This is a genomic window from Streptomyces coelicoflavus, assembly GCF_003112555.1.
GTDB classification, from domain to species: Bacteria; Actinomycetota; Actinomycetes; order Streptomycetales; family Streptomycetaceae; genus Streptomyces; species Streptomyces coelicoflavus.
Window position 1 is genome coordinate 519,476 of the sequence record NZ_BEWB01000005.1, and the last position, 13,353, is coordinate 532,828.

A 13,353-nucleotide genomic window follows, 5' to 3' on the forward strand; every position below is an offset into this window, starting at 1 on the left:
CATGAGGGGTGTGAGGGACGTGAGCCGCGAGAGGGAAGACGCCGGCGGCGGGGGCCGCCTCGACGCCGTCGCCACGGCCGCCGCCGTACGCAACGGCACGTGCGATGCCCGTACCGTCACCGAGCAGGCGATCGCCCGCATCGAGAAGCTCGACCCCGGGCTCAACGCGGTGATCCACACCCGGTTCGAGGCCGCCCTCGACGAGATCGCCGCAGGACTGCCCGAGGGCCCGCTGCACGGGGTGCCGCTGCTCGTCAAGGACCTCGGCACCGAGGTCGCGGGGCTGCCCGCGACCGGCGGCAGCCGACTGTTCGCCGAGGTCACGGCCCGCCGCGACAGCGAACTGGTCGCCCGCTACCGCCGGGCCGGCGCCGTCGTCCTCGGCACCACCAACACCCCCGAACTGGGCCTCAACGCCTCCACCGAACCGGCGCTGCACGGCCCCACCCGCAATCCGCACCGCACGACGCACTCGCCCGGCGGCTCCAGTGGCGGCTCGGCCGCCGCGGTCGCGGCCGGCATGGTCCCGGTCGCGCACGCCAGCGACGGCGGCGGCTCGATCCGCATCCCGGCGGCGGCCTGCGGGCTGTTCGGCCTCAAACCCAGCCGCGGCCGCGTCTCGCCCGCACCCCGGCCCACCACCCTGTCGGGCCTCGTCTCCGGACACCACGCCCTCACCACCACCGTCCGGGACAGCGCCCTGCTCCTCGACGTCGCCGCCGGCCCGCTGCCCGGCGACGCCTACGCCGCACCGGAGCCCGCCGCGCCGTTCACGGAACTGGCCCGGCGCGACCCGGGGCGGCTGCGGATCGGCCTGCTCACCGCGTTGCCGGACGGCCCGGAGGTGCACCCCGACTGCGCGCGGGCGGTGCGCTCGGCGGCCCTGCTGTGCGAACGGCTGGGCCACGACGTCGTCGAGACCACCGCCCGGTACCGGCCCGACGACGTCGGCCGCACCTCGGGCATGCTGATGGGCGCCGACCTGGTCGCCCAGATCGACGCCCGTCTCGAACGGCTCGGCAGGCCCCTGGCCGACGACGACGTCGAACCCTTCACCCGGGTGCTGTACGAGACCTACCGCGCCCTTCCGGCCGCCGACGTCAGCCGCGCCCTGCGCCGGGCGCAGGAGATCGGCTGGGCGGTCGGCGCCGCGTTCGACGAGGTCGACGTCCTCCTCAGCCCGACCCTCGCCCGGCCGACGCCGCCGCTCGGCACCCTCGACACGTCCGACCCCGGGTCGATCTACCGGCACGCCTCCGTCTACGCCGCCTTCACCAGCGTGTACAACGTCACCGGCATGCCGGCGATGTCCGTCCCCTTCGGCCGGGACGGCCAAGGCCTGCCGCTCGGCGTGCAGTTCGCCGCCCGGCTCGGCGGGGAGGGGACGCTGCTCGCCCTGGCGGCGCAGCTGGAGCGCTCGGCCCCGTGGGCGACGGTGTGACCGTGTCCGTCCTCCGGGGCGGAGCGGGCGTGCCGACCGTCGGCGTGGACGGCACGCCGCCCCCGCTCAGGCGGACGTCGGCGTGTCCGTGGGCAGGGTCTCGCTGACCGGCCGGCCGGCCTCACCCCGGCGGGGGCGGAGCCGGGAGGCGAGGCTCCAGCGGCCCGGTCCGAGGGCGGCGACCAGGAGGAAGGACCAGCAGAACATGGCCGCGCTCTCCCCGCCGTTCTCGATGGGGAAGAGCCCCTCGGGCTGGTGCTCGACAAAGTAGGCGTAGGCCATGGACCCGGAGCACAGGATGGCCGCGGCACGGGTCGCGAGGCCGCACAGCACCAGTGTGCCGCCGACGAGTTGCACGACCGCCGCCCACCAGCCGGGCCACGCGGCGAAGCCGGGTGCGGCTCCGTGCGGTCCGCCCAGGACGTCGAACAGGGTGGCGGCTCCGTGGCAGGCGAACAGCAGGCCTACGACGATGCGGAAGAGCGCGATCACGTGCTCCCTGCGTTTTTCCAGCGCTTCCAACGGTGGTGCTCCTCTCTTGCGCAACGGTCGCCGACGGAATCGGTCGACCGGTGGGGATGGCGCGCAGCACGGGGCGGGGCCCGACGGCGTCCCGAGGGAGGGGGGAGACACGGCGGCCCGGTTCGACTTTTAACCATCACGGGGACCCTTGTCTAGACCAATAGCGCGACGACTTGCCCTCGAGAGGGGTGCGGCGTCAAGTCCGCACAACCGGTTGGCGGTTGATGTTGCGCGGGCTCTTGACCGGACCGACTTCGCCGCTATGGTCTAGACCTGAAGTTGTCAGGTCTAGACCTGTATCCCGGTATCTGAAAGGGGCACGAGATGCGCACCAAGAGACGGGTGGCCTTCGCGGTCGGGGCGCTGGTCGCTCCGCTGCTGGCCGTGAGTCTTCCGGCGAGCACGGCCAGCGCCCACGGGTGGGTGACCTCGCCCGGCAGCCGGCAGGACCAGTGCGCCGCGGGGATCGTCGACTGCGGACAGATCAAGTACGAGCCCCAGAGCGTCGAGGGCCCCAAGGGGCTGAAGAGCTGCAGCGGCGGGAACAGCCAGTTCGCCGAACTCGACGACGACAGCAAGGGCTGGCGGGTCACCCCGGTCGGATCCACGCACACCTTCACCTGGCACCACACGGCGCGGCACGCCACCGCCAACTGGCAGTACTTCATCGGCAACCAGAAGATCGCCGAGTTCGACGGCCACCGTGCGCAGCCCGCCCCGGACGTGAGCCATCAGGTCGACTTCGGCGGCTTCACCGGCCGCCAGAAGGTCCTGGCCGTCTGGAACGTGGCGGACACCGGCAACGCCTTCTACTCCTGCATCGACGTCAACATCGGCGGGACCGGCGGAGGCGACGGTGGCGGAGACGGGGGCGGCGACGGCGGCGGCGACCCGGACACCTGCGACGCGCCGCTGTGGAACGCCGGCAGCGTCTACGGGGGCGGCGACACCGTCTCCTACGGCGGCCACAACTGGCGCGCAAAGTGGTGGGTGACGGGGGAGGAGCCCGGCACCACCGGCGAGTGGGGCGTCTGGGAGGACCTCGGCGCCTGCGCGGCCGCGTGACCGTCCGACGAACCGCGTGACCGCGGCGGGACGGCGCGCGCCGGCCGAGGCGTGCGCCGTCCCGCGGCGACCCGGCGATTCCCCGTGACGAACGGGTCCGCTTTTCCCGAAAGCCGGTAAAATAATTCCAAAGCGGAAAGGGGGCCGCAATGGATCCGTGGCTGATCTGGTTGATCGTTTCCGCCGTTCTGATCGTGGCGGAGATCTTCACCCTGACCGCCGCGCTCGGAATGCTCGGAGTGGCCGCCCTGATCACTTCCGCGTCCGCGGCGGCCGGACTTTCGGCGCCCTTTCAATTCCTGGTGTTCACGGTCGTCTCCGCGGTCGCCCTCTTCTTCCTGCGCCCCGTCGCGGTGCGCCACCTCCGCCAGCCCCAGACCGCGCGATTCGGCGTGGACGCCCTGGTCGGACAGGCCGCCTACGTCGTCTCCGACGTGACGGGGAGGGAGGGCAGGGTCCGTATCGGCGGTGAGGAATGGACGGCCCGTTCCTACGACGAGACGCTGGTGATTCCCCGGGGCGCGGCCGTCGACGTTCTGGAGATCAGCGGTACCACCGCATTCGTCTATCCCCGGGAGTGACCATGGAGGCCTCGGCGTTCCTCATCGCCGGTGTGATCGTCGCGCTTCTCGCCGTATTCACCGTGGTGCGGGCGGTGCGCATCGTGCCGCAGGCCCGCGCCCGCAACGTCGAACGGCTCGGCCGCTACCACCGCACCCTGAAACCCGGACTCAGCGTGGTCATCCCGTACATCGACCGCGTCTATCCGGTGATCGACCTGAGGGAACAGGTCGTCTCCTTCAAGCCGCAACCGGTCATCACCGAGGACAACCTGGTCGTCGAGATCGACACCGTGCTGTACTTCCAGGTCACGGACCCGCGCGCGGCCTTCTACGAGATCGCCAGCTTCCTCCAGGCGGTCGAGCAGCTCACCGTCACCACCCTGCGCAACGTCGTGGGATCCATGGACCTGGAGAAGACCCTCACCTCGCGCGACACCATCAACAGCCAACTGCGCGGCGTGCTCGACGAGGCCACCGGCAAGTGGGGACTGCGGGTGAACCGGGTGGAGATCAAGGCGATCGACCCGCCGCAGTCCATCAAGGACGCCATGCAGAAGCAGATGCGGGCCGAGCGGGACAAGCGGGCCGCCATCCTGGGCGCGGAAGGCCAGCGCCAGTCGCAGATCCTCACCGCCGAGGGCGACAAGCAGGCCGCGGTCCTGCGCGCCGAGGGCAACCGCACCGCCGAGATCCTCAAGGCGGAGGGGCAGTCCCGGGCCATCGACGAGGTCTTCCAGGCCGTGCACCGCAACGACCCCGACCCCAAGCTGCTGGCCTACCAGTACCTCCAGGTGCTGCCCCAGCTGGCGCAGGGCTCGGGCAGCACGTTCTGGGTCATCCCGAGCGAGGTCACCTCCGCGCTCCAGGGGGTTTCCCGCGCCTTCACCGAAGCGCTGCCCCAGTCTCCGGCCACCCGGGAGAACCCGTCGGACGACGGGGCGGCCCAGGCGGCCAGCGACACGGCCCAGGCCGCGGAGGCCGCCGCCCAGGCCCTCGCCGACGCGGCCAGGGCCAACGGCGTACCCCCCGAGGGCCACGCGGCCTGAGCACTCAGCCGAGGGCCGGCCCCGTGATCGGCCGGCCCTCGGCGTCGTAGGGCCAGACGTTGGTCCGGCAGCCGTGCAGCCCCTTGATCTGCTGCATCATCACCGGCGCCGGACGCCCCGCCCCCGGGCACCCCTCGTGACCGTGGCCCAGGAAGTGCCCGACCTCGTGATTGATGATCAGCGCCCGGTACGAGGTCACGTCGTCCGCGTAGTACTGCGTGGCCAGCAGCCACCGCTTCAGGTTGACCATGACGTCCTGGCCCACGTTGCAGTTGACCTCGCCGCCGGTGTCCAGACCGTACTGGCCGCATATGTCGTCCACCGTTCCCGCCGTGGCGAGCCGCACCCGGAAGTCGGACGCGCCGCCCGACACCCGCCGGAAACCCGTCCTCCCGTCGGCCGTCCAGCCCCGCTCGTCGGCCAGGACGCGCTCGACCTCGGTCGCGACCTCCCGGACCGGGATGCCGAGGCCGTCCTCGACCTGCACCACGTACGTCAGTGTGCGCCCGCTGCCGCCGACCCGGTCGCCGCCGCCGTCGGCCGTGGCGAAGGTCCCGGGCCCGGACGACGGAATCGAGCCGGGGTCCGGCCTCTTCCCCGTCTCCTTGTCCCCCGTCTCCTTGTCCGCCTTCTTCCCGGCCTCCTTCTTGCCGTCCTCCGCCTTCTCCGGCTTGGGCGCGTCCTTCCGGGCCTCCTCCGGCCCGCCGGTCTCCGTCGACCGCGACGCACCGGCCGTGTCGGCGGGGCGGCCGGCGGGTTCCGTGACGCCCTTGAGGGCCAGGCCGCCGGCGAGCACCAGGACGGCCCCGGCCGCCAGCCCCGGCCACAGCAGGCGGGGCCGGCCGCCCCGTCGGCGGCGGGCACGACCGCCGCGGCGCCGGCGGCCCGGGGCGGAGGAGGGCGGGAGGTTCGGTCGGCGGCGTTCGTTCATGATCACAAAGCGTGCCGCGGGCGTGTGATCGCGCGTGGACGCCTTTTGGACCGCTGTGTAACAGCCGTCACCCGCACGCGGACTCCCTCCCGCGCACGCGCATACTGAGCTCCATGCCACGGGTCCTGATCATCGAAGACGACCGCGCCGTCCGGGACGGCGTGCTGCTCGCCCTGCGCCGGCAGGGGCACGAGGTCGCCGCCGCCGCGACGGGCGAGGACGGTCTGGAACGGCTCCGGTCGTTCCGGCCCGAAGCCGTGGTCCTCGACCTGATGCTGCCGGGCATGTCCGGCCTCGAGGTGTGCCGCCGCATACGCGCCCACGACCAGGTGCCGATCATCATGGCCACCGCCCGCGGCGACGACACCGACATCGTCGTCGGACTGGAGTCCGGAGCCGACGACTACGTTGTCAAACCGGTCCGCGCCCGCGTGCTCGACGCACGCATACGCGCCGTGCTCCGCCGCGTGGGCGGCGCGCCGGACGAGCCGGGCACCCCGCGCACCGAGCACCACGGCGACCTGGTCATCGACCGGGCCGGACTGACCGTCACCCACCGCGGACAGCCGGTCCTCCTCGGCCCCTCCGAACTGCGGCTGCTGCTCACCCTGTCCGCCTCCGCCGGGCAGGTGTTCAGCCGCCAGCAGCTCCTGGAGGCCGTGTGGGAGCACAGCTACCACGGGGACGCGCGACTCGTGGACGCCTGCGTGAAACGGCTGCGGTCCAAGATCGGCGAAACTCCGGGCAGCCCGCGCTACGTCCACACCGTGCGCGGTTTCGGCTACCGGTTCGGCCCCCGGTGAGGGTCCCGCGGGTGCTGCGCGCGCTGATGGGACTGCGCCTGCGGCTGGTGGTGGCCTTCACCCTCGTCGCCGTCGTGGCCACGGTGACCACCGGCGCGCTGACCTTCCGCGAGGCGCGGACCGGGGTCCTTCAGCAGAGCCAGGACACGGTGATCGAGGACTTCCGGCACCGCGTCAACACCCTGGTCCCCAACTACCGGTTCCCGCCCGACGCGGCCGACCTGCAAGCCTTCGCCGACGACGTGTCCAGGGGCGGGCGGTCCCAGCCGTGGCGGGTGCTGGCCGCCTACCGGGACGCCGACGCGACCTCCGCCCCCGGCGACTCGTTCCGCGAACTGTCCCCGGCGATGCGCGAGTCCGTGCGCTCCCGCCGCGCCACCGTGTTCCAGCGGGTGTCGCTGGACGGCCGCTCCTCGCTGGTCGTCGGCATGCCCGTCACCTTCGCCGGCCAGTACGGCACCGAACGACGCGCCTCCGGCCTCGAGGTCTACCTCACCGTGCCGCAGCAGGAGGAGCAGGGCTACGTCGACGCGCTGGTCACCGCCATCGAGCGCGCCACCGTACCGGCCCTGGTGCTGGCCGTCCTGATCGCGCTCCTCGCCGCCCGCGGCGTCCTGCGGCCGGTGCGGGCGCTGCGCCGGGCGACCCGCAGCATCGCCGAGGGCCACCTGGACACCCGGCTCGCGGTGCAGGGCTCCGACGAACTCGCGGATCTGTCCCGCACCTTCAACGAGACCGCCGCGGCGCTGGAGGGATCGGTGGCCGAACTGCGGCGCATGGAGGCCGGCGCCCGGCGCTTCGCCGCGGACGTCTCCCACGAACTGCGGACCCCGCTGGCGGCGATGTCGGCGGTCACGGACGTGCTGGACGAGGACGCGGCCGGCCTGGACGACGACACCGCGACGGCCGTGCGCCTCATCAGCACGGAGACCACGAAGCTGGCCGCCCTGGTGGACGACCTGATGGAGATCTCCCGGTTCGACGCGGGCGCCGAGGCCCTGCACCTCGACGAGATCGACCTCGCCGAGTCGCTGCGGCGCACGCTCGCCTCGCGCGGCTGGCAGGACACCGTGGAGACCGGCCTGCCCGAACCGGGGGAGCTGCGCGGCCGGGTCGACCCGCGCCGCCTCGACGTGATCGTGGCGAACCTCGTCGCCAACGCCCTCAGACACGGCGCGCCCCCGGTCCGCCTGGAACTCGGGGTCCGGAACGACCCGCGCGCCGGCAGGCAGGCCGTCGTCACGGTCCGCGACGGCGGCGACGGCATCCCCGAGCACGTCCTGCCCCACGTCTTCGACCGCTTCTACAAGTCCGCCGACGCCCGCGCCCGCAGCGAGGGCAGCGGCCTCGGGCTGGCCATCGCCACGGAGAACGTACGGCTGCACGACGGCACCGTCCGGGCGGCCAACCACCCGGAGGGCGGCGCCGTCTTCACGGTCGTCCTGCCCCTGAGAACGGATGACACGGAGGACCGGACCCGGCACCCGGAACCGTCTCCGGATCCGGAGCCGGACTCGGGCCCGTACACGGAGCCGGACTCCGGCCCGCACACGGAACCGGACTCGGTCCCGCTCACGGACTTTGGCCCGCACATGGACTCGGCGAGGGAGGCCCGGACATGAACCCGTCGGCACGCTCACGGACGGCCGCCACGGCCCTGAGCCCGCATCCGCCCGGAGGCCGGCCCGGTCGAAGTGCCCGGCGGGCGCTCCCCGTTCTGCTCGCGGCGCTGCTCCCGCTCACCGCCTGCGGCATCCCCGAGACGGGAGTCGTCGAGGCGGGCGAACCCGCGACCGGCGTGCTGCGGCCGGGCGTCACGGCCGCGCCGTCGGAGACCGTGCCCGAGGAGGTGCCCCTCGTCAAGATTCCGCTCTACTTCGTCGCGGACGGCGACCTGGTGGCGGTCTCCCGTACCGTTGCGGGCTCGACCGACCTGAGCAGCACCGTGCTCATGCTGTTCAAGGGGCCGGCCCCCCAGGAGCGGCGGAGGGGCCTGACGACCGAGCTGCCGTCCGCCGCCGTGGCTCCCACCATCCGCACCGACGGCACGGTGGTCAACGTCCACCTGCCGCGGACCGCCGGGAGCCTGAGCGACACGGCCATCGACCAACTGGCCTGCACGGTGGCCGTCGCCCGGCTGCGGCAGGACCCGGCGCTGGGGAGCGCGCAGGTGGCCGTCGAGCAGCCCGGCGGCCGCCTGGCCGGCCGCTCCAGCGACGACTGCCCGTCCGGGGGCACCGGCGGAACCGGAGGCGCCGGAGGCGCTGAGGACACGGGCGGCGCGGACGCCCCGTGACCCGCGTCCCGCGGCCGTGTGCGCCAGGTGGCCCATCCGCCGGACACCCGGCCCGGACCACGGCGTGGTCGTAGGTCTGGGCCCATGACGCCTGGGTACTCTCCGCCGCATGGCGGTGGACAGAAGGACCGAGCCGCCGCGCCGGACACCGGCTCGGCAGCGGACGAACCGTACGCTCGGGCGGGCGCTGGTGCGGTGGGCGACGACGACCGATCACAAGGTGATCGGCCATCTCTACCTGGTGACGTCGTTCGGCTTCTTCCTCCTCGCCGGCGTCCTGGCCATGCTGATGCGCAGTGAACTCGCCCGCCCCGGACTGCAGTTGTTCAGCAACCAGCAGTACAACCAGCTGTTCACCGTGCACGGCACCATCATGATGCTGCTGTTCGCGACCCCGCTGTTCGCCGGGTTCACCAACGTCATCATGCCCCTTCAGATCGGCGCCCCGGACCTGGCGTTCCCCCGGCTGAACGCGCTGTCGTACTGGATGTACCTGTTCGGCGGCCTGATGGTGGTGGCGGGATTCCTGACGCCCGGCGGAGCGGCCTCGTTCGGCTGGTTCGCCTACGCGCCGCTGAACAGCGCGACCTTCAGCCCGGGCCCCGGCGGCGACCTGTGGACCATGGGCCTGGTGGTGAGCGGCGTGTCGACCACGCTCAGCGCCGTCAACTTCATCTCCACCGTCATCTGCCTGCGCGCCCCCGGCATGACCATGTTCCGGATGCCGATCTTCACCTGGAACGTCCTGTTCACGTCGATCCTGGTGCTGCCCGCCTTCCCCGTGCTCACCGCCGCGCTGCTCATGCTCGAGGCCGACCGGAAGTTCGGCGCGCACGTGTTCGACGCGGCCAACGGCGGGGCGCTGCTGTGGCAGCACCTGTTCTGGTTCTTCGGCCATCCCGAGGTGTACATCGTCGCGCTGCCGTTCTTCGGCATCGTCACCGAGATCATCCCGGTCTTCAGCCGCAAGCCCGTCTTCGGCTACGTCAGCCTGGTCGGCGCCACCATCGCCATCACCTTTCTCTCCGCGGTGGTGTGGGCCCACCACATGTTCGCCACGGGCGCCGTGCTGCTCCCCTTCTTCTCCCTCATGTCGTTCCTCATCGCCGTACCCACCGGGGTGAAGTTCTTCAACTGGATCGGCACGATGATGCACGGCTCACTGTCCTTCGAGACACCCATGCTGTGGGCGTGCGGCTTCCTGGTGACCTTCCTGCTCGGCGGCATGAGCGGCGTCCTCATCGCCTCCCCGCCGCTGGACTTCCACCTGACGGACTCGTACTTCATCGTCGCCCACCTGCACTACGTGCTGTTCGGCACCGTGGTCTTCGCGATGTTCGCCGGCTTCTACTTCTGGTGGCCCAAGTTCACCGGCAAACTGCTCGACGAACGCATCGGAAAGATCCACTTCTGGACCCTGTTCATCGGCTTCCAGACCACGTTCCTCGTCCAGCACTGGCTCGGCCAGCAGGGCATGCCGCGCCGCTACGCCGACTACCTGGCCGCGGACGGCTTCACCACGCTGAACACCATCAGCTCCATCGGCGCCTTCCTCCTCGGCCTGTCCACGCTGCCGTTCCTGTACAACGTGTGGCACACCCACCACTACGGGAAGAAGGTCGAACAGGACGACCCCTGGGGCTACGGCCGTTCCCTCGAATGGGCCACCAGCAGCCCGCCGCCGCGCCACAACTTCACGTCGCTGCCCCGGATCCGCTCCGAATCCCCGGCCTTCGACCTCCATCACCCCGCGATCACCCGACACGATCAGAGGCAGGTGCAGTGAGGACCGAATCCCGTCTGTTCACCGGTGTGGCGGTCTTCTTCGGCGGCGAGGCCGCCCTCTACGGCTGGTGGTCGCGCGAGCCCGCCGGCACGGCCGCGCTCGTCCTCGCCTTCCTCATGGCCTCGCTCGTCGCGTTCTTCCTGCGCGTGCAGTACCGCAAACGCGGCCTGCGCGCGCAGGACCGCGGTGAGGGCGAGGTCGTCGACACCGCGGGCCCACTGGAGTTCTTCCCGCCGCACAGCCCCTGGCCGATCACCACCGCGCTGGCCGCCGTGGTGCTCGCCTTCGGCATCGTCTTCGGCCTGTGGCTCGCCCTGATCGGCTTCGGCCTGCTCGCCATGGGCGTGTGCGGCCTGGTCTTCCAGTACGCCGACCGGGGCGTTCAGCGCTCCGGCTCGCCCGAGCGGGCGCGCGGTTCCGCCTCCTCGACGTCGACCCGGTCGTCGTAGTACCAGCCGCTGAGCGTCGCCCGCAGCCGGCCCACGTGCGGTGCCTCGCCGTCCTTCGGGGACGGTGCGAGCGGCTCGGGCTCCCGGCGGGAGCGCAGCACGTGGGCCTCCTCGAGGTCGAGGGGCCCGTTGACCTCGGCGTAACCGCCGGCGAGGGTCTGGTGCACCTCGCCCGTCTCCTCGCCCTCGGCCAGGCGCTCGCGGTCGCGCTCCTGGAGCGCCAGGCAGATCCGCTTGGTGGCGACGAGGGCGAGCGGCGGCGCCAGCACGAGGGAGATCCGGAAGATCCAGGTCAGCAGGTTCAGCGAGATGTGGAACGTGTGGGCGAGGATGTCGTTGCCGCCGGCCAGGAGCAGCACCCCGTAGAAGACGATCGCGGCGACGCCGAGACCGGTCCGTACGGGCTTGTCCCGGGGCCGGTCGCACAGGTGGTGCTCCTCGTGGTCGCCCGTCACCCACCGCTCGAAGAACGGATAGGCGTACAGCACCGCGAACAGGGCGCCCGGCAGCAGGACCGCGGGCACCAGGACGTTCCACATGACGGTGTGGCCCGCCACCGCCGTCTCGAACGGCGGCATCAGCCGCAGCGAACCCTCCAGGAAGCCGACGTACCAGTCCGGCTGCGAGCCCGTGGAGACGATGTCCGGACGGTAGGGGCCGTACGTCCAGATCGGGTTGATCTGCGCCACCGCCGCGAGCACCGTCACGACGCCGAACACCATGAAGAACAGCCCCGTGGAGTTCGTCATGAACTGCGGGAACATCGGCTTGCCCACCGCGTTGCGGTTGGTGCGCCCGAGGCCCGCCCACTGCGTGTGCTTCAGGTAGAACACCAGGATCAGATGGAACGTGACCAGCGCGACCAGCAGTGCGGGCAGCAGCAGGATGTGCACCGAGTACAGCCGCGGCACGATGTCGTCGCCGGGATACTCGCCGCCGAACACGAACATGCTGATGTACGTCCCCACGACCGGGATGGACAGCATGATCCCCTGCGCGATGCGCAGCCCCGTCCCGGACAGCAGGTCGTCCGGGAGGGAGTACCCGGCGAAGCCCTCGGCGAGCGCCAGCACGAACAGCGTGACCCCGATCAGCCAGTTGACCTCACGCGGCCGGCGGAACGCCCCGGTGAAGAAGATCCGCAGCAGATGCACCCCGATGGCCGACAGGAAGACCAGCGCCGCCCAGTGGTGCACCTGCCGGATCAGCAGCCCCCCGCGCACGTCGAAACTGATGTCCACCGTCGAGCGGTAGGCCTCCGACATGCTCAGCCCCAACAGGGGCTCGTACGAGCCGTCGTAGACGACCTCCGTCATCGACGGTTCGAAGAACAGTGTCAGCCAGACCCCGGTCAGCAGCAGCACCACGAAGCTGTACAGGGCGATCTCGCCCAGCAGGAACGACCAGTGCTCGGGGAAGGCCTTGCGCAGCAGCCCCCCGCCCTGCGAGACGGGGAGCCGCCCGTCGGCCCAGTTGACGGTGTGTTCGGCCGTGTGGCGGGCCCGCGCACCGGCGCGGGCCCTTCTCCTCTGCGACAGCACGGCGCATGGGTTCCCCACCACCCGTGCCGGAAACTACGCCGCGGCCGGGCCCGGTCACCCTTCGGCACGGGGGAGAGGTCAGCGTCCGCCCGGGCCGCCGCTGCCGAAGGAGCCGCTGCTGCCCTCGTCCCAGCGGGGCCGCTGCTGGTCGGAGGCGGTACGGCTGCCCTGGTGACCCAGCTCGTGCGGCAGCGTGCGTTCGTCGCTGCGCGGCATCTCGTCCGGCTCCCGACGCTCCCGCGTCTCGTGGACGGGCCCGCCGTCGGGCATACGGGGCTGCTCGTCGGCCGTCGGCGGCGGCGGCTCACGGCGCTTTTGCCGGCTGCCGAAAGCGAACGCGCCGATCAGCACGCCCACCACCACGACGGCCGCGATGATCAGCCACACGGGGAAGCCGCCGGAGCCGCCCGCTGCCAGGTCCATCCATGCGTTCGTCATGGAGCGCGGGTACCCCCGGCCCGCGGCACCAACCCGTTCACCCCGACCGCGACGCTCGCGTCCGCGAACGGTTGGCCTTCCTGATCGCGGCGAGCAGGTCCGCCTTCGACATCTTCGAACGGCCCTCGACACCCAGGCGCCGGGCGACGCCGTACAGGTGCTCCTTCGAGGCCTTCTCGTCGACGCCCTCGCCGCTGCGCCCGCCCCGTCCGCGGGGCCGCCCGGACTGCGGGTCGGAGGGGCCCTTGCGGCCGCCCTCCTTGCGCTCCCAGTGGTCGCCGACCTTCTCGTACGTGTGCTTGAGCGCCCCGTACGCCACCCGGTGGGCCCGCTCGCCCTCGCCGTACTCCTCGACGGCCGAGTCGTGGGCCTTGATCCAGGTACGCCGGGCCTCCTGCGGGGAGCGCTCCAGGGTCGACGGCAGTTCCTGTCGTCCCGGCATGTCCGTGCACCTCCGTGCGTCTTCGGCGTC

Annotated in this window: 14 protein-coding genes; 9 read left to right on the forward strand and 5 right to left on the reverse strand. The window is 71.9% G+C overall.

Features of this window, described 5'->3' with window-relative positions; genetic code table 11:
• Positions 1-19: 19 nt before the first annotated feature.
• The gene (locus Sco07f_RS14200; protein ID WP_244942046.1) at positions 20-1,441 is read left to right on the forward strand and encodes an amidase; all 1,422 of its coding nucleotides are present in this window, start codon (positions 20-22) and stop codon (positions 1,439-1,441) included.
• A 66-nt stretch (positions 1,442-1,507) separates the two neighbouring features.
• On the opposite strand, the gene Sco07f_RS14205 is transcribed toward Sco07f_RS14200, so the two are convergent.
• Positions 1,508-1,963, reverse strand: a complete 456-nt coding sequence (locus Sco07f_RS14205) for a DoxX family protein (protein WP_108988049.1) — start codon at positions 1,961-1,963, stop codon at positions 1,508-1,510.
• 324 nt (positions 1,964-2,287) lie between these two features.
• Between Sco07f_RS14205 and Sco07f_RS14210 the strand changes: the two genes are divergently transcribed.
• From Sco07f_RS14210 to Sco07f_RS14220, 3 genes are all read left to right on the forward strand, one after another.
• Entirely contained in the window at positions 2,288-3,028 is a 741-nt protein-coding gene (locus tag Sco07f_RS14210; RefSeq protein ID WP_054100192.1) for a lytic polysaccharide monooxygenase, read from the forward strand.
• A 149-nt stretch (positions 3,029-3,177) separates the two neighbouring features.
• A complete protein-coding gene (locus Sco07f_RS14215) occupies positions 3,178-3,609 on the forward strand; it encodes an NfeD family protein (RefSeq protein WP_108988050.1) in 432 nt (143 codons plus the stop codon).
• A gap of 2 nt (positions 3,610-3,611) precedes the next feature.
• Positions 3,612-4,637, forward strand: a complete 1,026-nt coding sequence (locus tag Sco07f_RS14220; RefSeq protein WP_054100190.1) for an SPFH domain-containing protein — start codon at positions 3,612-3,614, stop codon at positions 4,635-4,637.
• Between the two features lie 4 nt (positions 4,638-4,641).
• On the opposite strand, the gene Sco07f_RS14225 is transcribed toward Sco07f_RS14220, so the two are convergent.
• Entirely contained in the window at positions 4,642-5,568 is a 927-nt protein-coding gene (locus Sco07f_RS14225) for a DUF3152 domain-containing protein (RefSeq protein WP_108988114.1), read from the reverse strand.
• A gap of 113 nt (positions 5,569-5,681) precedes the next feature.
• Between Sco07f_RS14225 and Sco07f_RS14230 the strand changes: the two genes are divergently transcribed.
• From Sco07f_RS14230 to Sco07f_RS14250, 5 genes are all read left to right on the forward strand, one after another.
• Positions 5,682-6,371: a response regulator gene (locus tag Sco07f_RS14230; protein WP_108988051.1), complete on the forward strand. Its 690-nt coding sequence runs from the start codon at positions 5,682-5,684 to the stop codon at positions 6,369-6,371.
• A 26-nt stretch (positions 6,372-6,397) separates the two neighbouring features.
• The gene (locus tag Sco07f_RS14235) at positions 6,398-7,993 is read left to right on the forward strand and encodes an ATP-binding protein (protein WP_439959690.1); all 1,596 of its coding nucleotides are present in this window, start codon (positions 6,398-6,400) and stop codon (positions 7,991-7,993) included.
• Positions 7,990-8,667, forward strand: coding sequence for a hypothetical protein (locus Sco07f_RS14240; protein WP_244942048.1), 678 nt, complete (start codon positions 7,990-7,992; stop codon positions 8,665-8,667). Before Sco07f_RS14235 ends, Sco07f_RS14240 begins: the two co-directional genes overlap by 4 nt.
• A gap of 109 nt (positions 8,668-8,776) precedes the next feature.
• On the forward strand, positions 8,777-10,453 hold the full coding sequence (ctaD, locus tag Sco07f_RS14245; RefSeq protein ID WP_108988052.1) for an aa3-type cytochrome oxidase subunit I: 1,677 nt from the start codon (positions 8,777-8,779) through the stop codon (positions 10,451-10,453).
• A complete protein-coding gene (locus tag Sco07f_RS14250) occupies positions 10,450-10,902 on the forward strand; it encodes a cytochrome c oxidase subunit 4 (RefSeq protein WP_054100188.1) in 453 nt (150 codons plus the stop codon). Before ctaD ends, Sco07f_RS14250 begins: the two co-directional genes overlap by 4 nt.
• Here Sco07f_RS14250 and qcrB read toward each other — a convergent pair.
• From qcrB to Sco07f_RS14265, 3 genes are all read right to left on the reverse strand, one after another.
• The gene (gene qcrB, locus Sco07f_RS14255) at positions 10,836-12,443 is read right to left on the reverse strand and encodes a cytochrome bc1 complex cytochrome b subunit (protein ID WP_108988053.1); all 1,608 of its coding nucleotides are present in this window, start codon (positions 12,441-12,443) and stop codon (positions 10,836-10,838) included. The genes Sco07f_RS14250 and qcrB overlap by 67 nt on opposite strands.
• Positions 12,444-12,521: 78 nt before the next feature.
• Positions 12,522-12,881 carry a DUF6479 family protein gene (locus tag Sco07f_RS14260; RefSeq protein ID WP_087792326.1) on the reverse strand — a complete coding sequence of 120 codons (360 nt, stop codon included), beginning with the start codon at positions 12,879-12,881 and terminating at the stop codon, positions 12,522-12,524.
• Between the two features lie 37 nt (positions 12,882-12,918).
• Complete coding sequence (locus tag Sco07f_RS14265; protein ID WP_007446765.1) at positions 12,919-13,323, reverse strand: ChaB family protein; 405 nt, start codon at positions 13,321-13,323, stop codon at positions 12,919-12,921.
• Between the last annotated feature and the right edge of the window lie 30 nt (positions 13,324-13,353).